Source organism: Saxibacter everestensis (genome assembly GCF_025787225.1).
GTDB lineage: Bacteria > Actinomycetota > Actinomycetes > Actinomycetales > Brevibacteriaceae > Saxibacter > Saxibacter everestensis.
Window position 1 is genome coordinate 1,890,916 of sequence record NZ_CP090958.1, and the last position, 19,889, is coordinate 1,910,804.

Consider the following 19,889-nt stretch of genomic DNA (forward strand, 5'->3'; position numbering starts at 1 on the left):
TTCCGGAAGCACCGACACCAGCGCAAAGCCCGCAGCCCCTTCAGCGTGCCGGGATCAGGATCCGGTCATCGCCTTCACAATGTCTGTCGAACTCTCCCCGACCTTGCGTAGCACGTAGGCGACTACTCCCAACGCGACAAGGGTCAGGATGAACATCAGCGTCGAGACCGCGGCGATCTCCGGCCGCAACGCGACCCTGAGCGAGCTGAATATGTAAACCGGCCATGGCGTGAATCCGGGCTGCTGCACGAAGCTTGAAACGATCGTATTGTCCAGGCTGAGGGTGAAGGACATCAACGCACCTGCCAGGATGCCTGGTCCGGCCATCGGCAGGGTGATATCCCGGAACCTGCGCCAGGGCGTCGCGTACAGGTCGGCGGCGGCCTCCTCCAACGACTGATCGAGGCCCGCCATCCGCGCCCGGATTATGAAGGTGACCACCGCCATTGAAACCACCGAGTGCGCAATGACCAGCCGGACCATGCCGTTGTTCAGCGGCGATACGCCGGCGTCGACACCGAGCGTCACAAACCAGGGCAGCAAGGCGATCGCATCGACGATCTCCGGGGTAACCAGGGTGAAGGAGAGCAGCAGCGTCAGTCCAAGCGCCCACTTCGCCCTGATCTTCGCCCGAGCCAGCGCGATTCCGCCAAGGGTTCCAATTATGGTCGAGACGATCGCCGATCCGGCTGCGGCTTGCAGTGAAGTCGAAATGGCTCCGCGAATCACCTTGTTCGACAAGCCGTTGACGTACGCATCGAATCCGAAGCTGTCCCAGGCGGCAAGCAGCCGGCCATTATTGAACGAGTACACCACGATCACCAGGATCGGCAGGAACAGGAACGCGAAGACCAGCACACCCCATACAGTCAGGGCTGTGTTCGGCAGATCCCTTTTCCCGGACACCGGGCCGGCTGGCGCCTCGCCCGCCGAAGCATCTGCCTCGGTCGTTCGCTCTATAACGCTCATGGCTGCTCCCCCACTGTCGTTGCGTTCACTGGCGCTGTCGTTGCGTTCACTGGCGCTGTCGTTGCGTTCACTGGCACAATCTCGACCCGGCGTCCGGCGCGAATGATCCGCTGCAGGACCAGCACGACCGCTCCAACGATTGCGACCGTCGCCAGGATCAGCAGCATCAGGACGACCGCCATCGCGGCGCCCAGCGCCCAATTCTGTGCAGCGTTGAACTGGGCGGCAACGAGCTGCCCGACCATCGACCCCTGCGCGCCACCCAGCACGGACGCCGTGATGTAGTCACCCATCAGCGGTATGTAGACCAGAAGGCAGCCGGACGCTATGCCCGGCGCAGCCATCGGCAGGGTGACCTGGAACAAGGTTCGCCAACGGCCCGCTCCCAGGTCGTTGCTTGCTTCACGGAGACTGACGCCGGCCCGATCCATCGCAACGAACAGCGGCAGAATCATCAGCGGCAGGTAGTTGTAAACAACGCCGATCTGCACGGCGGTGCGGGTATAGAGCACGGCTAGCGGCCCGTCGATCATTCCGGCGAACTGCATGAAATGTGAAACGAATCCTTCAGGCGACAGAATCACCTGCCAGCCAAGGGTTCGAACCAGGAAGTTGGTCCAGAACGGCACCAGAACCAGCGCCAGCATCAGACCCCGGCGACGGGCCGGAACCTTCACCGCAAGCCAATACGCGAAAGGCACGGCGATCACGAGACACAGCAGCGTGCCGACGACCGAAATCCGCAGAGTTGCCACGAATGTCGAGAGGAAGGTCGGATCGGCAGCCTCGGCATAGCGGTCAAAAGAAAGCTGGTCGGTTGCGTACGTGGTGAATTGGTCGGGCTTGTAACCGAAGCTGTACCAGATGACCAGGGCGACCGGGATGATGAAGAAGAACAGCAGGTAGGCCCAGGTCGGAAAGGACAGTGCCGCCGGCCCGAAAATACGTTGACGAAGGGTTTTCATGCGCCACTCCTTGACTGCATTTCGTTGAGGATCCGGACCCGTTCTTCCTGGGCGCGGAGGACCGCCGGGGTCAGCCGGTCAAGGATTTCCTGGTCGGGGAACACCAGGTCCGGCTCGTCCAGCTCCAGGTCCGACGCGAGCTCCTTCAGGTTTTTGATCCCGGTGTGGTAGCCGATGTAGTCCACCTCATTGACGGCGATCTCGGGCTCGAGCATCGTGTTGATGAAGGCGTGCGCGGCATCGGGATGCGGCGCCCCGGTTGCGATCGCCCAGGTGTCCATCCAGAGGTTTGCAGTCGGGGTGGGGTAGACGTACTTCCACTTCGCGGCATCCTCGACCTCGAGGATCGCCTGCCGGGCATCACCGTTGAAGGCGTGCATCAGACTGAAACTACCCTGGGCAACGCCGGAAGTGACGGTGGACAGGTAGGCCTTGACATGGGGCGCGAGATCGTCGGTGAGGGCCTTGCGACAGTCTTCCAGTTCCGCCGCGGAAGTGGTGTTGATATCGAGTCCCTCCGCGGCCAGCCAGACCGCGCAGACCTCCCACGCGTCTTCCATCACGGAGAGTTCGCCGCTGGCCTCGTCCTTCGCGGCGGCGAGGAAGTCCGCCCAGGTCTCCATCGGCCTGCTGATCTTCGAGGAGTCATAAATGTAGCCGCTGGTCCCCCAGCATTTGCAGACTGCGTACTCGTTGTGTGGGTCCCATGCCTGATCCCGGTAGTTGGGATCGATATTGGCGAAGTTCGGGATCAGCGAGTGGTCCAGCTTTTGCAGTAGATTATGCTCGGCCATCTGCGGAATGTAGATCCCGGTCGGCACGACGACGTCGTACCCCGAGGTGCCTCGGGAAGCGGCGAGCTTCGCGATCAGTTCCTCATTGGAGCCGAAACTGTCGCTTTGCACCGTGATGCCGGCCGCCTTTTCGACCTTGGCGATATCGGCGGGGTCTTCGTAGTCACCCCAGCTGTAGAGGTTGAGCTTGCTCTCCACCTCACCGTCCGGTGCGGGAGATGTCGCTACTGCCTTCGATCTGCCGCATCCGCCAAGCGCAGCTCCGGCGCCGAGCACGCCGAAGCCGCTGAGCAGCGCACGGCGGCTGATCCGCGCGCTCACCGAGCGTGGCGACAATACCCTGATCTGCGTCATTGGGCGAACACCTGCACGCAGTCGCTGTCGAACGTGAACCAGATCTGGGAGTTCTCCGCAATATCCGGCGCGTTCGCCCGGGGCACCCGGGAGAGGATTTCCTGCCCGGTGCTGGTCAGGCCGACGTATTGCACCACGTCACCGAGGAAAGAAACTCCGGCAAGCCGGGCCTCGATGGAGTTGGTCGAACCGGTCACATCGGACGACGCCGGCGGGCGGGCTGCCACACCGATCGCCTCGGGGCGGATTGCCGCGGTCAGTGTTCCCTCTTGGTGAGCCGGCCGTGGCGCAGTGGTCAGCAGCTCTCCCTCGGCGGACGACAGCCTGCCGTCGCCGGCGTCGGTGACCTTGATGAAGTTCTGCTTGCCGATGAAACCGGCCACGAACGATGACGCCGGGCTTGAATATATGTCTTCGGCCGTGCCGACCTGCTGGATCCGGCCGTTGTACATCACCACGATCCGGTCACTCATCGCCAGCGCCTCTTCCTGATCATGCGTGACGAAAATGAACGTTATGCCGAGTTGCTTCTGCAGCAGCTTGAGCTCGAGCTGCATCTCCTCACGGAGCTTGCGATCCAGCGCGGACATCGGCTCATCGAGCAGCAGTACGTCGGGCCGGTTCACCAGGGCACGGGCCAGGGCGACGCGCTGTTGCTGGCCGCCGGACAGCATCTTTGGATTTCGGGTCGCAAATGAGTCCATCCGGACCATCGCAAGGGCTTCGCTGACCCGGCTGTTGATCTCGGCGCGCGGCACCCGGCGCTGGCGCAGTCCGTACGCGACATTTTCAGCCACGGTCATATGCGGGAACAGGGCGTAGGCCTGAAATACGGTGTTCACCGGCCGCTTGTGCGCGGGAACGCCCCGCAATGACCGCCCGGCCAGCACGACGTCGCCGCTGGTGGGTTCCTCGAAACCGGCCAGCATCCGAAGCAGCGTCGTCTTGCCGCAGCCGGAGGGGCCGAGCAGTGAGAGGAACTCTCCGGCACGCACATCGAGATCCAGCTGGTCAACCGCTATTGCGTCACCGTAGTGCTTACTGACGCCGCGAATCTGCAGCGCCCCCGGCTCGGTGGCTGTCGCCTCCCTGGCGGAACCATGTGACGGCATCGTGACGGTCATGGTTGTTCTCCTCGAACTCGATGTTGGTGGCACAGGTCACACTTCGTGCCGAACCAAGAACACCATGATTCATCTCATGAGTCAACACCGTTGACCACGCCGTGGATACGCGGTCAGACGCCCGGGAAGGTTACGCGGATTCCTGCTCCAACGTCCATTTCAGCGCCTCCAGCGCCTTGAAGGCACCGTTCAGACTGGTCCGGAGATCATCACTCGGGGCATAGGTCTCGAGTCTTGCTTCCAGGTCGCTCAACTGCCTAATGATCGCACTGACAGTTCGTCCGCCATCGATCCTCGCATTGGGTTCCATCGCTTACTCCTCAGTGGGTTTCGCGCCGTCATCCACAATCGTCACGGCGAGCATTCCCGGGCCGACATGGGCGCCCAGCACGACCGATATTTCGCAAACATCCCCTGCCGCCGACAGGTGCACACCGCTGTACTTGCTGAGATCACTCGCCCCTTCGAGCAGTTGCTCAAGCAGGCGATCAGCCGCTTCCGGTGCATCGAAGTGCTGCACATAGAACCGCACCCGGGGCGACCGTTGTTCTGAGCGCGCGACGTCGCGGTAGCCGGCAGCGGCTTCGAGGCTCAGAGTCTTCAGCCGGGCGAGCGCCTTCGCCTCGGTGCGCACCTTCTCCAGCGTCTGAACCTTGCCGTCACGCATGTGCAGCAGCGGTTTGATGGCGAGCGCCGACCCCAGCAGACTTGCCGCAGAACCGATCCGGCCGCCACGTCTCAGGTATTCCAGCGTGGCCACATAGAACAGTGTCCGGGAACGTTGCGAACAGATCCCGGTCACGAGCGCACCAAGGTCGGTAAGCGACGGAGCCGCCGACGTTGCTTCCCGGCCAAGCGCGACTGCCTGGGCCGATTTGGTCAGGGCGTAGCCGAGCACAGCACCGGAAGTTTGCGTATCGACAACCTGGACCGTGAGCTCGGCCGAACCCACAGAAGCGGCAGCGAGCCGCGCCGCTTCACAGGTGCCCGAGAGTTCCGCCGACAGATGCATCGAGAGAATTCGGGTGATGCCCTCGCGTTGCAGGTCGAGATAGGTATCTGAGAACGCCGACGGCGACGGACGTGACGTGCTCACCGCCCGCCCGGCACGAAGATGCGCGGAAATCTGCTCGGGTGAAATGTTCACGTTCTCTTCGTATTCCTGCGCGTCGACGATCACGCTGAGCGGGACGATGCGCACCTGGACGCCCTCAATCTCGCGCAGGTCTAGCCCTGAGGTGGAGTCGGTGACTAACGCAATACTCATCGTGATTCTCCACCTCCCAGGGTCGCACCCCACACTATCGATTTTCCGGTCGATCGCCTACGGCCTCGGCGGTGTCAGGATCCAATAGTCATGGACCAATTGTGCGTACAGTTCGAGCCTGGTGTGCAGCGGAATGCCGCGCTCGGCATACTTCAGTTTCAGATTTTTCAAGTGCGTCTTGGCCGTGTGGCTGGAAATCCCCAGTTCCCGGGCGACCTCTGCGATCGTCATCCCGTGCCCGGCAGAGTACAACGCGGCGACCTGCTGTTCACGCGGAGTGACATCCGGCACCTCCTCAGCCGGAGCCGTTCCGAGATTCCTGATTAGGGCAGGCGTCAGGAACAACCGCCCTTTTGCCGCAGAAGTGACAACGTCCTCGATATGACCCGGCGGGTCGTCCTTACTCAGGTAGCCGAGAGCCCCTGCGGATATGGCCCGCTGAACGAGCTGGGGTTCGATCAGGGTGCTGATGATTACTACCTGGCAGCCGGATGCAAGCAGGGATCCGATCTTCATTTTCACCGGAATATCGTCGTTCAAGAAGACGTCAAGCAGAACGACGTCAAAGGGGTAATCGGGATGAGTGATCAGATCGGACCAGGTGGTGACGCCGAGGGCAACGTGCAGCGTCGACGTCGTATCGTTTATCCAGCGGGCGAGGCACTCCAGCGCCAGGTGATGGTCGTCAACAATCGCGACCTCGACTCGTGGCTTGACATCAGGCATTAATCGAGTCCGATTGAGGCAGTGTTACAACGACTCTGATCATTCCGGCAGTGGTCTCCACTGAGTACTTTTCGGACGAATGGATATATTCCCACATTAGTTCGCTAAACCGGATACGCTTATAGGTTTCCACCCGGAACTCGACGGCTTCCCGCCCATTCAGCCGCGATTGCGCATTCACATGGACCTGACCCTTACCGGTTTGGCAGACCTCTCTGATCATGCACGCAAGAATCGCCAGCGGAATTTCAAGGCTGACGTCTTCGAGTGCCCGAAGTGACAGATTCTCTACGTTTTCAAGGACAACCTCCCCGCTCGGAGCACCAAGGGCGTACAGAATGGCACCCAGATCACCGTTCGACCTGCTGCGAACCAGGGTCGATCGCAGCTCGTTTCCCAGGTGTCTGGCAAGTTCCTGCTTTTCGACCGAAAGTGGCAGTGGTTCGTCCGCGCCGACCGCGTCGAGCAGGTAGAGCAGACGGGTGTCGATGTTTCGCACCCGGCGATTGAGCTCATGCTGTTGCGTTTGTCTGGCCTCGACGGCGGTGTCGACGATGGTCTGCCGTAGACCGGAAACCCGCGGACGTTTGGCCCAGCTAACATTTTGCTCGATCAGGTAAAGCCCGATGACACCCGGCACGGCGTACTGAACAACCATCTCGATCACATCGGCGCCGACGGGACGCGGGCTTTGAAACCATCCCGAGGCGAACATCGAGAACAGTCCCTGTGCCAGCAACAGCCTGATTGCAGTCCGCCCGGACCGCGCACTGGCAACGGCAATGATCACGAAACTGCTGGTGCCCATCACGACGCTGTTGTCCCGGTACGATCCCGTGACCGATACCAGGGCAAGGTCCATGATGTTGATCCCGACCAGCGCCACTATGAATCCCACCAACCCGGATCGGGTGAGTCGTCCGCCATCCCGGCGCGCGCGGATGTACGCCATAACAGCTAACGCGACCAGTCCGGCGATCGGCAACAGCTGTAGCAGCGGGTTCTGGTCCCTCACCGCACCGGCGACAACCCGGACAACAGACAGGGCTGCCGACCCTGCGGTGAAAAGCAGCATTACCCGGAAAAGCAACAGATCCCTGCTCAGCGAGTTGACCACGAAGTGCAGCGTCAGCTGCTTGAAAGCGTTCACAGCGGAACCACCAGCGAGATTGTCGTACCCTGGCCGGGCGTGCTGAAGATCCGGGCCTGTCCGCCGCGCTCTGCGATTCTCGATTCGATCGAACCCCAGATACCGAAGCGGCTGGTCGGAATCGACCGTGGATCGAAACCCACGCCATCGTCCGTGATGACAGTCCGGAGGGTGCTCTCGTGGCTGGACAACGCGATGACGACGGTGTCCGCCCTGGCGTGCTGGACGACATTGTGCACGGCCTGACGAATAGCCCCGAGAAGAGCCTCGCGGGTTCCGGCGTCCAGCGGAGCATCCAGGGAAAGCTGGCCGGAGACAAGGACCTTGGGTCCGGTGCCGGCAATCTGGTCATCGACAAGCTCGCGAATAACGCCGAGCAACTCCTTGCCTGCGTCCGCGAAACCAGGCTGTGGCGCAGCCGGCTCACCACGCAGGGTTCGCGCGTCGCTCCTCGCCATCTCACGCAGCCGCTGCTGGTCCACGCCGGCGCCTCCGTGCGCAAGCACGGCGAGCGTGGAGAGCACAGTGTCATGCAGCAGCCGATTTGCTTCCGTCGTCTGACGAGCCTTCTGTGCCTCGGCGGCGACTCTCCGCCACACCGACGTCAGGTCTTCCTGGCTCGACTCATAGGCGGAAAACGCCCGGCGCAGAACCAGTGCAAGGAAGTACAGCACCAGCCAGGTTAACGGACCGCGAAGCAAGACCAGCAGGTTCATCGAGGGACCTTGCGGTTCGCGGGCCAGCCACACCACGGCGAGGCCGTGCACGACGAGGAAGAGGCCGCCGATCAGGACGATGTTCCTGCGCGACGGCGGCAGACCAAGGATTGCGGCGCCGCTGCCGCCGCCCAACACCTGATGGATAGCGGAATCCATCGTCCACTTCTCATCGACCTGCTCCGTGGCCGCGATGCTGACCAACATGCCCATGCAGCACAATATCGTGAACACGACCGCATGCGCCGATGCAGCGCGACCGATGCGGAGGTAGCCGGTGATTGCGAAGATGGCAAACAACGTGCAGAGCCAGAGGGAAACGACGTCGCCCATTTCCTGCCAGCGATTGCCGAGCGGAATGTCGTTGATCATCAGATAAAGCCAGCCGATGCCGACATACATGATGCCGATTCGCATGGCCAGCCCGCGCAGGATTGAGTCCGCACGGCTTACGCGACGAAGTGGCATATCGGAAGCGTATTCACTTATTGCCAGCTTCTACCGAATCGACAACATTCGTAATAGGGTCTTAATTGAGCCGCAGGCCAGGTGAGCAAAACGCGATCGCTTTTGTGGAACAAGAGGAGTCGCAAGTGGACAAGGTTTCCAGACTCCACGTCGCCGTCATCGACGATCATCGCCTGTTGCTCGCCGGTATGTCCCACTGGCTGGAAGCCGATGACGCGGTCGGCAATTGCGAGACCTATTCCAGCTGGCGCGCCTTCACCGCAAGAGGCTCTGATCCGGATGTCGTCCTGCTGGATCTAATGCTGAACGACGGCATCCCACTCGAGAGCAAAATCGATCGGCTTAATTCACGTGGCATCCCCGTCGTGGTGATAAGCGCCTTTGCAGAACCACAGACGGTTATCGATGCTGTTTCCGCCGGCGCCATGGGTTACGTGTCCAAATCTGAGCACATGGCAACCATTCTTGCTGCCGCGAAAGCTGCGGTCCGCGGCGAGATGACTGTAACCGAAGGGCTTGTCCCACTCGACGCGCTGAACTCCCCCGAACCTCCTCGACTTTCGGAGAAAGAACGCGAGGTCGCCACCCTGTACCTCGGCGGTTCAGGCCTTCCGGTGCACAAGGTGGCCGAACGGATCGGGATCAGCGTCTCGACGACGAAGACACACCTCTATCGAATCCGGCGGCGTTACGAGGAGGCGGGCTTCCAGGTTCGGACCCAACTCGAGCTCAGAGACGCCCTCGCCCGGCACGGGTACCTGCAGCCGTAGGCCAGCACTCGATGCGACGGCCCAGGCGTAACCTGCACGGCCGATCCATTCTGGAACGCGGACGCTAACCGCCCCGGAAGACCCGCTCCCTCTTACACCCGGCTGTTGACAAGCGAGGAGTGCTGGGCGGAGCCGTCGGACAACGCTGGTGATGGACCGTCCTCGGACTCCCGGTCCGACAACAGAGGGGTGAAGAAAGCCCCGAGTTCGGCCGTTGCCGTCAGGGGCAGGACGTTGGCAACGTACTGGTCGGGGCGTACCACAACCACGACGCCATCGCGGTCCAGGCCGCGGAGTTCGAAGATGTCCGCGGAGGGATTGGCGGCGTAGACCTTCTCGTAGTCGGTCAGCTTTAACGGGCCCACCTGCGGCTTGAAGACGCCGGGGACAGCGCCGATATCGACGCTGTGGTGATCCTGCTGGTAGATCACCTTCACGTCAAACCATGCGCCAGGATCAGCGTCTGACGGCGTTGCCGCCAGCGGTGATTCCGGTGCGTTTGTGATCCACTCGGCGAAGTCCGCCACACCTGACGGTTCACCCGCTGCAGCTGCATCGGCGAAGACGTAGATGCGCCAGCGGCCGTCGGCTGTGGCGTGGTGGCCGAGGTGGATGGGGTTGGTGTCGGCGACACGGACCACGGGGGCGGATTTGAAGCGTTTACCTACGGGAAAGCCGGTAGCGAGGTCCTGGTGGTCAGAGCTGCCCACAAGCACAGATGGCGCGTACTGCGTCATGAAGCCGGCTGGGAACTCCGCGGTGCTGACGTAGAAGTTTTCAAGCTCCGCGGGGTCTTCAAACTCTTCGGGCTTTTTCGCCATGAGCGTGGACCACTCTTTGTCGAAGTCGATGAGGTTCTTGGCGACCACCTGTCGTTCGGCGGAATAGGTGGGCAGCAGGCTTTCCGGGCTGCGGCCTTCGAGCACGTGGCCGAGCTTCCACGCGATGTTGAAGCCGTCCTGCATGGAGACATTCATGCCTTGGCCGGCTTTTGCACTGTGCGTGTGGCAGGCGTCCCCGGTGATGAACACCCGCGGGGTGCGGGTGCCGCGGTCTTCCGGGAGGATATCGTCGAACCGGTCCGTAAGCCGGTGGCCCACTTCGTAGACGCTGTGCCAGGCGATGTTGCGGACGTCCAGGATGTAGGGGTGGAGGATCTCGTTGGCCCGCTGGATGATTTCCTCGATGCTGGTGTTGCGGACCGCGCCATTGTCATCGGAGACCACTTCGCCGAGGTCAACGTACATGCGGAAGAGGTGGCCACCTTCGCGCGGGATCAGGAGGATGCTGCCGCCGGAGCCTGACTGGATGGCGCACTTGGTGCGGATGTCGGGGAAGTCGGTGACGGCAAGTGCGTCCATGACGCCCCAGGCGTGGTTAGCCTGGTCTCCGGCGAGCGTGCAACCAATCGCTTGGCGCACCTTGCTCCGGGCGCCGTCAGCTCCCACCACGTATTTGGCGCGCACAGCCCGTTCCTGCCCTTCGTTCGGACCCGCGGTGTGGAGGAGTCTCACGGTGACCGGGTACTCTCCCTCGTCCGCAACCTCCAGGCCTCGGAATTCGTAGCCATAGTCCGGCGTCATACGGGTGGGTGCGTTCACCATGTACTCGGCGAAGTAGTCCAGCACCCGGGCCTGGTTCACGATGAGATGCGGGAACTCACTGATACCTGTGGGGTCATCCGGGGTCCGGGCGGTGCGGACAATGCGCGACGGGTCGTTGACGTCAGGCTTCCAGAACGCCATTTCGGTGATCGCGTAGGCCTCGGCGATGATCCGCTCGGCGAAGCCGAACGCCTGGAAGGTTTCCACGCTGCGGGCCTGGATGCCGTCGGCCTGGCCGATGGCGAGCCGTCCGGGACGACGCTCCACGATACGGGTAGTGACATTCGGGAATTGCGAAAGCTGTGCGGCCGCGAGCATTCCGGCAGGGCCGGTGCCGACGATAAGTACGTCTACTTCTTCGGGGAGCTCTGCGGGCCGGTCGATACCGACCCCGGCGGCGGGCTGGACCCGCGGGTCACCGGATACATAACCGTGGTGGTGGAACTGCACGGACTTTCCTCACTTCACTGTGGGCTGTCGATCATCTAGCCGTGTTCTATATGCGAATTTCCGCTTCTATATTCGGAACATGCGTTAGGCAAAACTGTACGACACCTATTACGCGGACGACAAGGGCCCAGAAATGAGTCCGGCGGGCAGTGTTGATGTCCCGTAATCCGGTTCAAGGGGGACCAACAGGTCGGTCATCGGATCGAAACCGTTCCGCCAGTCTGAATTCCGCAATCAAATACTGATCACGTTCACACCATTCGGAGCCACGGAGGCCGGGAGCCAGGACAGATGCCTCACCCTGTCGATGAACGGAACCGAGCAGGCTGGCTACGTTCGGGAGTGCTCGGCGGCCGGAGTGGCCGAGCCGGCGTATGCCGGCTCCGTTACGTCGGCCGGCTGGTCGGCGACCTCCGACCCGGCCCGGGTCCTTCTACCCGGCAGCACCCGGTCACGCAATCGGACCAGGCGCGGCGTAAGCCAGCGTTCGACGGCGGCGTACGTGCCGTTCCGAACGAAAATGACGTCAGCGGCGACCATAGTCAGCGAGAAGACGCCGAGGCCCATCAGGATTCCGATGCCTACGTGCATGCCCATGATCCCGATCAGGCCAAGCACCCTGGTCCAGCGGACCAGCAGCAGAAATGGGAAGAACACCTGGATATAGACCGAGAAGTAGGTGATGATCCCGATCATCAGTCCGTTGGTCGAGGCCAGATCGCTGAGGAACGGCCACGGTTGAAACTTCTCGACATTGAGCGGGTAGTAAATCGCGGTGCCGCGTTCCCACAGGTTTCCCTGCACCTTGGAAAGTCCCGCAGTGACGTAGATGATGAAAATCTGCACACTCACCGCGATGAGCGCCAGGTTGTGCGATAGCGAACGCAGCCAGTCCGGCGCGGCCCACAGCGTCGGTGCCTTTCCGCGCGCGATCCGCCGCCGTTTCCGCCGGGCATCCAGCGACCAGTGCTGCGACATGTCGGTGAAACAGAAGTAGAAAAGCATGATCCGGAACGCGTTGTCCGCCTGGTCCACCGACACCGGTCCCTGGTTGACCAGGCTGATGTACAAGTAGAGCGCGAGGATGGCGACAGTACGCGTGTGCCAGCCCAGCAACAGCGCGAGGCCGGTCGCCGCGAACAGAAGGAACTTCAGAGTGAACAGGCCGGACGATTCGTCTCCTGTGTAGAAGCCGAATATCCCTGGCCATGCTGAGTCGGTCCGAAGGTTCTCCGACCAGCCGGAGGCACTGCCCCAGATGAAGTTCCGATCCGCGAAGTTCGTCAGCACAATCAGCAGGATCGCGAGTCCGTAGATAATCCGTGCTACAGAGGCGCCATAGCTCGCTTTTTGTCCGTCCAGAACCCACGACTCGGCTCGCTTGTACATGGATTCGGACCAGGCAATTCCGATGTCGAGCAGCTCGCCGAAGGATTTCTCCGCAGGGTCGGTGCGCTGCGCGTTGTCATTGCTCTTGCTGGACGTCATTTCGCGGCCTCCGCCTGATCTCCGTACATCCGCTGGATTACGCCAGTATCAAGACCTTCGACCCTGTCGATCGGTCGCCAGCCAGGCGTGATGATCGATGATCGGGTCTTGAAATCCGGGTTGGCGCGTTGCGAATACGGCCGCACAGCCTGGTTCAGGAACCGGACCTGCACCGATTGCACCTCCGCACCCCATCGGGCGACGGCGATCTCGGAAGCGAGCCGAGTCACCGCGATATCGTTCGCGAGCAGCTCGCTGCCATCTGCAGATAGCTTGTCCTGCTTACCCGCTCTGGACAACCTGTCCTTCAGTGCCTCGTGCCAACCATCGCCCTCATATCGCGCGGCGACGGCGTCTTGTTCTTCCGCACTGAGTTCACCAAAGGCGCTTCGGTAGTGGGTAGCCAGCTGGAAGTTCGTCAGGTAGAGCCGTGAAGGAACAGCGTGATAGCGAATGGCCTGGTCAATGTCACGGGAACTGATGCTGTACCACGTGGTCAGTTTCCCCGAGTCGGTCCTGGCGCGCACCTCGAACGCGCTGTTCGACCTGATTGGATCTGGGGCGAAAACCGACCAGCTCTGCGAGAACATCGGAAGCATGTAGCTCTTGACTGTCGATGTTCCAACCGCGTCCCGAATCGGACTGGACCCGCTTGACCAGATGAAAGTCGCAAGCAAGTGCCAGCTCAGGACGAGCGCGAGTGCAAGCGCAATAATCCGCACGTACCAGGGACGGTTGACCTGGGCTGGACCTTGCTTGTTCCGCTGCATTTCCATGGGGAGGCTTAACCTTTTCGTACGAAGGGTAACGCGAGACGAGTGTGCCCGCCCGTGTCAGACACGGACGAGCACACTCTATTAGATGTCACTGAGTCGACGAGGTGACTCAGGAATCCTTACTCACTTTGTTACGACGGCTGAACACCACCGCGGCGGCGCCAATGACCACGAGAAGCAAACTGATCCCGAGTGGCGCCATATCGGCACCGGTACGAGGCAGATCTTCCCCGTCTCCATTGCCGTAGCTGTCGCCACCTGAGCTGTCGCTACCGGAGCTGTCACTACCGGAGCTGTCACTACCGGAGCTGTCGCCCGGTGTGGCACTTCCCGACGTGTCGCTGCCAGCGGTAGCCGAAGCCGAATCGGATTCGGTCTCCGAAGCCGTCTCGCTACCAGCAGTATCGCTACCAGCGGTGTCGGAGTCAGATTCCGTGGCCGACGCAGTGTCAGTCTCGGTCTCGGATTCCGTCGCCGTCGCAGTTTCGGTTTCGGTTTCCGTGGCTGACGCCGTGTCAGTCTCAGTTTCCGTCGCTGTCTCGGTTTCCGTGGCCGACGCGGTGTCAGTCTCGGTTTCGGATTCCGTCGCCGTCGCAGTTTCGGTTTCGGTTTCCGTGGCCGACGCCGTGTCAGTCTCAGTTTCCGTCGCTGTCTCGGTTTCCGTGGCCGACGCCGTGTCAGTCTCGGTTTCCGTGGCCGACGCAGTATCGGTTTCGGTTTCCGTGGCCGACGCCGTGTCAGTCTCAGTCTCCGTCGCAGTTTCGGTTTCCGTGGCTGACGCCGTGTCAGTCTCGGTTTCCGTGGCCGACGCCGTGTCAGTCTCAGTTTCGGTTTCCGTGGCCGACGCAGTGTCAGTCTCAGTTTCCGTGGCCGACGCAGTGTCAGTCTCAGTTTCCGTGGCCGACGCAGTGTCAGTCTCAGTCTCGGTTTCCGTGGCCGACGCGGTGTCAGTCTCAGTTTCCGTCGCTGTCTCGGTTTCCGTCGCCGTCTCGGTCTCCGTCTCCTGGGCTGGGTCCGAAGCCCGCACCGTGGAGGATGCCAGATCCACGCCAACTGCATCGGCATTTGGCAACAACGAGATATTCAGGGCGCGTACCGTGAACGACTCCGGGCCGAGGTCTCCCTCGGTCTGCACATTGATCGTCAACTGAACGATGTTCGCCAGAACACCCTCAAGTATCGGCTCAAGCCCCTCCAGCAGCGGATCGATAACGTCCTCGATTGCTCCACTGATCTCATCCGCGGTCGCCGTGAGCAGCGTGTTGATCACTGCCTGCAGCGGTTCCAGGATTGCGTCGGTGATCGGCTCGAGCAACGCGTCAAGCACCGTATCGAGCGGAATGCCCAGCAGGTTGCCCTCTACGGTGATTTCAGGCTCGTCCTCGCCTTCAATTCCGGCAAATCCACCGAGAGTGCCGTGAATCGTGATCTCGATATCAGAACTCTGCCCGAGGAGAGTGAGCTCCGCCGGCAGGTTGATGGTGAGTTCGACCCCGTTGAGCGCTTCGGTCACCGCACTGGTGACCGACTCGCCGAGCGAACCGAGGGAGCTGGCAACGCCGGCGACGATCTTGCCGATCGTTTCCGCTGTCAGCACCTGCGTGTTCGGCGGAAGATTGTTCAGATCCTCGCCATTTTCGCCCTTCAGGAGTTTGGCCAGGTCGATCGTAATCAGCCCGGTGCTCAGGTCGATCGTGACAATACCGTCATCGCTGACCAGAGGCGTCTCGAGCAGTTCCGTAATCACCCCGTCGAGATCAGAGTCGATGGTCGCTGTCGCAGGCCCCGCCGTCAACGACGCGAGCCCCAGGTCCACATCGATGTCGACCCCGCTGAGAATGTCGTCGATCACGCCACCCGTGCCGACACTCTCATTGAGCGTCGATTCAACCCCATTGAGTGCAGTGGTGAGATCTTCTGACAGACCTTCGACCGCCGGGCTGGAGATAACGATTCGGCCATTGGCGATCTCGTAGGTGCGCTCCGCGGAATCCGGACCGGTTGACTCGGCGCGCGAGGCGAGGGCACCGATCTCAGCTGAAACCTCGTCGACGAGTTCGTCTGTCAGCCCATCGAGATCCAGCTGTTCGAGCAACGCGGTCAGATCGACCTTGGCGGTGCTGATGCCGTCGTTCGCCTGGTTGCCAACGTCGATTGAGCCGTCGTCGGTGATCGCACCGCTAGCCGCGGTGGAATGGGCGCCATCGGGCGAGGAGGCATACGACTTGAGAATGCCCGCACCGGCTCCTTCGCCGAGGTCGAGCAGGCCACCGTTCTCTCCGTCGCCGATAAGCGGAATTTCGACGTTTGGCAAGGTCAGCGGGCCAAGGAGGCCGAGGACTTCCGCGTCGATCTCGCCGCGGTCCGGGCCTGGATCGCTTGGATAGCCGCTCTCGGCGATGCCGACATCCGCCAGATCCGCCGACAAGCCGTCAGCGTTGAGGAAATGCGCCAAGGCCTCGGATTCGTCTGAAGGCACAGCCGTCGCTGCCCCTAGCGGGACCAATGCAACGCCGACGCCTAGTGCTAGTGCGCTCGTTATGCCGAGCACCTTTCGTATGGGGCTGCTTCGGCCCGCAGATGTACGCATGCCACTCCTGGCTGTGAGGGTAACCAACTTGAAACTGCACGCGGGGAAACGGGCAGTGCTCCCGACATTAGGGCGAAACAAGTTGGTCACGGCCTGATTACAGCCTGATCTCGAACAGCTTTGTCGGATCGTGATAGCGGGTTCATCCGAAAGGATGAGGAGGCAATTGAGACATGCGTCACGTCATAGGATTGTGGGTTTGGGCCTGCGTCGGCAAGGTCCGCGAGCTCTGTGCAGGAAACACGCCTGAATACGCGCGCGGTCTGACACAGAGTCCGCGACCTCGCCGCCGGGCCTGCACGGGTTCGCGTTCGCCGCCAGCCCACGACCTCGCCGCCATCTCGTCGTTCGCCAGCCAACCCGCGTCATCCGCGCCAGGCCGGGTACCTCACCGGCCCACTAGGGGTGCCGGTCGGTCACTCCCCCAGGGCCGCGGCTATCGTGTCGGCGATCAGTTGAATTTCGTCTTCGGTAATGATGAACGGCGGCGAGATCTGGATGACGTTTCCGCCGACGATCTTGCGCAGCAACACGCCATGTCCCAGCCCATGTGCCTCTACCTTGTTCGCGAGTTGAGCATCCCGAAGCTCCACCGCTCCGAGCAGGCCGACACCGGCGCGCACGTCGATGACGCCGTCCAATTCGGCAAGTGGGGCAAGTGCATCCGCGAGCACAGTTTCCAGCGATGCAACCCGTTGCACCAGGTTCTCCCGCTCAAGCACGTCGATATTGGCAAGAGCCGCGGCACAGACCGCCGCATGGCCGGAGTAGGTCACGCCATGACGGAAACTCAAGCTCCCCTCATCGGCGAAGAACGGCTCGGCGACATGAGGTGCCACGACCAGGCCGCCCAATGGCAGATACCCGGATGTCACTCCCTTCGCAAAGGTCATCATGTCCGGCTGCAGGTCGAACCGTTCCGAGGCGAACCATTTTCCGGTCCGGCCGAACCCGGTGATCACCTCGTCGGAAACGAACAGGATGTCGTGCTTGCGGCATAACTCGCGCACCTCGGCCAGATACTCGGCGCCGGGAAATATCACGCCACCCGTCCCGATCACCGGTTCGCAGAAAAATGCCGCGATGAGTTCCGGACCTGTGTTCATGATCGTCTTCTCGACATCATGCCAGTCCGTGGCCGAAGCCCGCAGCACAGCGGGATCGAGCTCGCCATACCCTTCGCGGTTGGCCGGTAGCCAGCCAAGGGAGGTTCCGTGTCCGTGCAGACCGTGATACGCCTGTTGACGGGAGATGATGATCCGCTTGTCCGGACGGCCGGTCGCGGTGAAGTACCTCCTGGCGAGTTTCGCAGCGGTCTCGATGGCATCGGATCCCCCGGAACCGAGCAGTACTTTCGCACCATCATCGAACGGAGCAAGGTCCACGATCCGGTCGCACAGCTCGAGTGTTGGACGCGTGGCGTACTTGTCGAAGGTCTGGTAATGCTCGAGCTTCTGCATCTGCTTCGCTACCGCGGTCGCGATCTCGGGTCGTCCGTGGCCGATGTTCGCGTACCAGAGCGCCGCCGTCGCATCCAGCAGTTTGGTGCCGTCCTCGGTCCACAGGTACGAACCCTCACCACGATCGATCACGATCTCATTATTCTTCACCGTGGACATCATTGCCTGCGGATGCCAAAACGAAGTGGACACCTTGGATACCTCTCGACGATTGCATTATGTGCCGGACATCAACAGCCAAGCCAAGACCTAACCGATTGTCAACAATGAGCTGGCCAGTGGCTATGCTGTGGCCAAAGTGTTCTCGACCGAATGAGGAGTCCCGATGTCCGACTGGCAGATTTCCGCACCACGAAGCGACGAGTACCAGGCGTGGAAGAGGCTCTTCGACGGCTACCTGACCTTCTATCGGAAAACTCCTAGTGAGGAGCGGGCTCAGACCGTCTGGGGGTGGCTGCAGGATCCGGCACACGAAGTTTCCGGGCTACTGGCAAGGTCAGCCGACGGGACACCGGTTGCCCTTGCCCACTACCGGCCGTTCGCCCGCCCGATCGCCGGAGAATACGGCGGGTGGGTGGACGATCTGTTCGCTGATCCGGCAGTCCGTGGCGAGGGCGTCATGGATGCACTGGCCAGCGAGTTGCAGAAGATCGCTGCCGCCAGCAACTGGGGCATCCTGCGTTGGATCACCGCGGACGACAATTACCGGGCGCGCAGCAAGTACGACCGGATCGCCGCCCGGACGATGTGGATCACCTACGACGCCCAGGTGAAGACCGACTGACTAACGGCGTCCCAGGGCGCGATAGGTCCAGCCGGCCGCTCGCCACAGACCTGGATCAAGCACGTTGCGACCGTCGAGAATCGCAGGGACCCCGACAACCGACTTCAACTGATCTGGAGACAACTCGCGGTATTCGGTCCACTCAGTTGCTAGCAGCACGGCATCCGCGCCGCGCAACGCGTCAATTGTGTCAGCGACATAGTTCAGTTCGGGGAATCGACTGCGGGCGTTATCGATAGCTTCCGGGTCGGTGACGACGACGTCGGCGCCCTGTAGCGACAGCTGCGCGGCCACGCTCAGCGCCGGTGAATCCCGGACGTCGTCACTGTTTGGCTTGAACGCGGCGCCGAGCACGGTGACCCGCTTGCCGATCAGGCTGCCGCCGCACACCTCCCGGACTAGGTCGACCATTCTGATCCGGCGCCGCATGTTGATCGCGTCGATTTCGCGCAGGAACGCCACCGCCTGATCGGCGCCGAGTTCGCCGGCACGGGCCATGAATGCCCGAATGTCCTTGGGCAGGCAGCCACCGCCGAATCCCAAGCCGGCATTGAGAAACTTCCGCCCGATCCGATCATCCATCCCGATCGCGTCCGCCAGCTGGGTCACGTCGGCACCGGACGCCTCGCACAGCTCCGCCATCGCATTGATAAATGAGATCTTCGTGGCGAGGAAGGAGTTCGCGGCGGTCTTGACCAACTCGGCTGTCGCGTAGTCGGTCACCAGGCGCGTCGTGTCCCGGCGCAGTATGTCCGCGTACACCTCGTCCAGCCGGGTTGTCGCTTGCTCCCCCGCTGCTCCGTCCGGAACTCCGTATACCAGCCGATCCGGCGAGAGGGTGTCCTCTACGGCGTGTCCCTCGCGCAGAAATTCGGGGTTCCAGGCAACAAGTACTCCATCGGCGGACCCGGCCAACTCGGCGAGCCGGCTCGCCGTCCCTACCGGAACCGTTGATTTCCCCACAATCAGGTCGCCCGCCGTGGCGTGCTGCAACACAGAGCTGAACGCGGCGTCCACGAACGTCATGTCTGCCCCCAGCTCGCCCTTCCGCTGGGGCGTGCCAACGCAGAGGAAGTGCACCGACGCAGCGGAAATCTCGGACAGGTCAGTGCTGAACTTGAGGCTACCCAAGGCCTGCGCATCATGCAGAAGGTCTTCCAGGCCAGGCTCGAAGAACGGCGCCTTGCTGGCGGAAAGCATGTCGATCCTGCGTTGGTCCAGATCGACGCCAATCACCTCATGGCCGAGCGAGGCCATCGCCGCAGCGTGCACCGCACCGAGGTAGCCGCAACCGATCACCGAAATAGTCGTCATGTCTCGCCCCGCCCTGCTGTTTTGATCCACGTAACGTCGCTTGAGACACTACCGGTCTCGGGTTGATGACTGTCAGCCGGATGCGTCAGTAACCGTTTGCGACGCGAATAACGCCTGTGT

At 61.8% G+C, this 19,889-nt stretch carries 17 protein-coding genes; 2 read left to right on the plus strand and 15 right to left on the minus strand.

All coding sequences use genetic code 11. From position 1 onward, the window contains the following. Positions 1-54 precede the first annotated feature (54 nt). The 9 genes from LWF01_RS09095 to LWF01_RS09135 form a co-directional block, all read right to left on the minus strand. A complete protein-coding gene (locus tag LWF01_RS09095; RefSeq protein ID WP_349640695.1) occupies positions 55-969 on the minus strand; it encodes an ABC transporter permease in 915 nt (304 codons plus the stop codon). Further along, positions 966-1,934 (minus strand): ABC transporter permease, encoded by a 969-nt coding sequence (locus tag LWF01_RS09100; RefSeq protein WP_349640696.1) that lies wholly within the window; start codon positions 1,932-1,934, stop codon positions 966-968. The genes LWF01_RS09095 and LWF01_RS09100 overlap by 4 nt, the downstream gene beginning before the upstream one ends. Continuing rightward, positions 1,931-3,082: a polyamine ABC transporter substrate-binding protein gene (locus LWF01_RS09105; RefSeq protein ID WP_349640697.1), complete on the minus strand. Its 1,152-nt coding sequence runs from the start codon at positions 3,080-3,082 to the stop codon at positions 1,931-1,933. The genes LWF01_RS09100 and LWF01_RS09105 overlap by 4 nt, the downstream gene beginning before the upstream one ends. Next, positions 3,079-4,206, minus strand: a complete 1,128-nt coding sequence (locus LWF01_RS09110; protein WP_349640698.1) for an ABC transporter ATP-binding protein — start codon at positions 4,204-4,206, stop codon at positions 3,079-3,081. The genes LWF01_RS09105 and LWF01_RS09110 overlap by 4 nt, the downstream gene beginning before the upstream one ends. A 130-nt stretch (positions 4,207-4,336) precedes the next feature. Further along, positions 4,337-4,516: a hypothetical protein gene (locus tag LWF01_RS09115; RefSeq protein WP_349640699.1), complete on the minus strand. Its 180-nt coding sequence runs from the start codon at positions 4,514-4,516 to the stop codon at positions 4,337-4,339. Between the two features lie 3 nt (positions 4,517-4,519). Continuing rightward, complete coding sequence (locus LWF01_RS09120) at positions 4,520-5,473, minus strand: DegV family protein (protein ID WP_349640700.1); 954 nt, start codon at positions 5,471-5,473, stop codon at positions 4,520-4,522. A gap of 57 nt (positions 5,474-5,530) precedes the next feature. Further along, on the minus strand, positions 5,531-6,199 hold the full coding sequence (locus LWF01_RS09125; protein ID WP_349640701.1) for a response regulator transcription factor: 669 nt from the start codon (positions 6,197-6,199) through the stop codon (positions 5,531-5,533). Continuing rightward, positions 6,192-7,349, minus strand: coding sequence for a hypothetical protein (locus LWF01_RS09130; protein WP_349640702.1), 1,158 nt, complete (start codon positions 7,347-7,349; stop codon positions 6,192-6,194). The genes LWF01_RS09125 and LWF01_RS09130 overlap by 8 nt, the downstream gene beginning before the upstream one ends. Then, the gene (locus tag LWF01_RS09135; protein WP_349640703.1) at positions 7,346-8,533 is read right to left on the minus strand and encodes a sensor histidine kinase; all 1,188 of its coding nucleotides are present in this window, start codon (positions 8,531-8,533) and stop codon (positions 7,346-7,348) included. The genes LWF01_RS09130 and LWF01_RS09135 overlap by 4 nt, the downstream gene beginning before the upstream one ends. Before the next feature lie 125 nt (positions 8,534-8,658). On the opposite strand from LWF01_RS09135, the gene LWF01_RS09140 reads away from it, so the two are divergent. Then, positions 8,659-9,303 (plus strand): response regulator transcription factor, encoded by a 645-nt coding sequence (locus tag LWF01_RS09140; protein ID WP_349640704.1) that lies wholly within the window; start codon positions 8,659-8,661, stop codon positions 9,301-9,303. 92 nt (positions 9,304-9,395) lie between these two features. Here LWF01_RS09140 and LWF01_RS09145 read toward each other — a convergent pair whose 3' ends face one another. The 5 genes from LWF01_RS09145 to LWF01_RS09165 all read right to left on the minus strand — a co-directional run bounded on the left by LWF01_RS09145 (position 9,396) and on the right by LWF01_RS09165 (position 17,863). Next, the gene (locus LWF01_RS09145; RefSeq protein ID WP_349640705.1) at positions 9,396-11,357 is read right to left on the minus strand and encodes an FAD-binding monooxygenase; all 1,962 of its coding nucleotides are present in this window, start codon (positions 11,355-11,357) and stop codon (positions 9,396-9,398) included. Positions 11,358-11,687: 330 nt separating this feature from the next. Then, positions 11,688-12,845 (minus strand): HTTM domain-containing protein, encoded by a 1,158-nt coding sequence (locus LWF01_RS09150; RefSeq protein ID WP_349640706.1) that lies wholly within the window; start codon positions 12,843-12,845, stop codon positions 11,688-11,690. Further along, on the minus strand, positions 12,842-13,621 hold the full coding sequence (locus LWF01_RS09155) for a DUF5819 family protein (RefSeq protein WP_349640707.1): 780 nt from the start codon (positions 13,619-13,621) through the stop codon (positions 12,842-12,844). The genes LWF01_RS09150 and LWF01_RS09155 overlap by 4 nt, the downstream gene beginning before the upstream one ends. A 109-nt stretch (positions 13,622-13,730) precedes the next feature. After that, positions 13,731-16,100: a choice-of-anchor G family protein gene (locus tag LWF01_RS09160; protein WP_349640708.1), complete on the minus strand. Its 2,370-nt coding sequence runs from the start codon at positions 16,098-16,100 to the stop codon at positions 13,731-13,733. A 527-nt stretch (positions 16,101-16,627) separates the two neighbouring features. Next, positions 16,628-17,863, minus strand: a complete 1,236-nt coding sequence (locus LWF01_RS09165; protein ID WP_349640709.1) for an aminotransferase family protein — start codon at positions 17,861-17,863, stop codon at positions 16,628-16,630. Positions 17,864-17,996: 133 nt separating this feature from the next. On the opposite strand from LWF01_RS09165, the gene LWF01_RS09170 reads away from it, so the two are divergent. Further along, on the plus strand, positions 17,997-18,455 hold the full coding sequence (locus LWF01_RS09170; RefSeq protein WP_349640710.1) for a GNAT family N-acetyltransferase: 459 nt from the start codon (positions 17,997-17,999) through the stop codon (positions 18,453-18,455). Here LWF01_RS09170 and LWF01_RS09175 read toward each other — a convergent pair whose 3' ends face one another. Beyond that, entirely contained in the window at positions 18,456-19,769 is a 1,314-nt protein-coding gene (locus tag LWF01_RS09175) for a UDP-glucose dehydrogenase family protein (protein ID WP_349640711.1), read from the minus strand. It abuts the gene before it with no gap. Between the last annotated feature and the right edge of the window lie 120 nt (positions 19,770-19,889).

What these genes read in the sequence shown, in the direction of transcription:
- LWF01_RS09120 (WP_349640700.1), bottom strand. Translation starts at nt 5,473, where the DNA reads ATGAGTATTGCGTTAGTCACCGACTCCACCTCAGGGCTAGACCTGCGC.
- LWF01_RS09150 (WP_349640706.1), bottom strand. Translation starts at nt 12,845, where the DNA reads ATGACGTCCAGCAAGAGCAATGACAACGCGCAGCGCACCGACCCTGCG.
- LWF01_RS09105 (WP_349640697.1), bottom strand. Translation starts at nt 3,082, where the DNA reads ATGACGCAGATCAGGGTATTGTCGCCACGCTCGGTGAGCGCGCGGATC.
- LWF01_RS09175 (WP_349640711.1), bottom strand. Translation starts at nt 19,769, where the DNA reads ATGACGACTATTTCGGTGATCGGTTGCGGCTACCTCGGTGCGGTGCAC.
- LWF01_RS09155 (WP_349640707.1), bottom strand. Translation starts at nt 13,621, where the DNA reads ATGGAAATGCAGCGGAACAAGCAAGGTCCAGCCCAGGTCAACCGTCCC.
- LWF01_RS09170 (WP_349640710.1), top strand. Translation starts at nt 17,997, where the DNA reads ATGTCCGACTGGCAGATTTCCGCACCACGAAGCGACGAGTACCAGGCG.
- LWF01_RS09135 (WP_349640703.1), bottom strand. Translation starts at nt 8,533, where the DNA reads ATGCCACTTCGTCGCGTAAGCCGTGCGGACTCAATCCTGCGCGGGCTG.
- LWF01_RS09115 (WP_349640699.1), bottom strand. Translation starts at nt 4,516, where the DNA reads ATGGAACCCAATGCGAGGATCGATGGCGGACGAACTGTCAGTGCGATC.
- LWF01_RS09100 (WP_349640696.1), bottom strand. Translation starts at nt 1,934, where the DNA reads ATGAAAACCCTTCGTCAACGTATTTTCGGGCCGGCGGCACTGTCCTTT.
- LWF01_RS09095 (WP_349640695.1), bottom strand. Translation starts at nt 969, where the DNA reads ATGAGCGTTATAGAGCGAACGACCGAGGCAGATGCTTCGGCGGGCGAG.
- LWF01_RS09110 (WP_349640698.1), bottom strand. Translation starts at nt 4,206, where the DNA reads ATGACCGTCACGATGCCGTCACATGGTTCCGCCAGGGAGGCGACAGCC.
- LWF01_RS09125 (WP_349640701.1), bottom strand. Translation starts at nt 6,199, where the DNA reads ATGCCTGATGTCAAGCCACGAGTCGAGGTCGCGATTGTTGACGACCAT.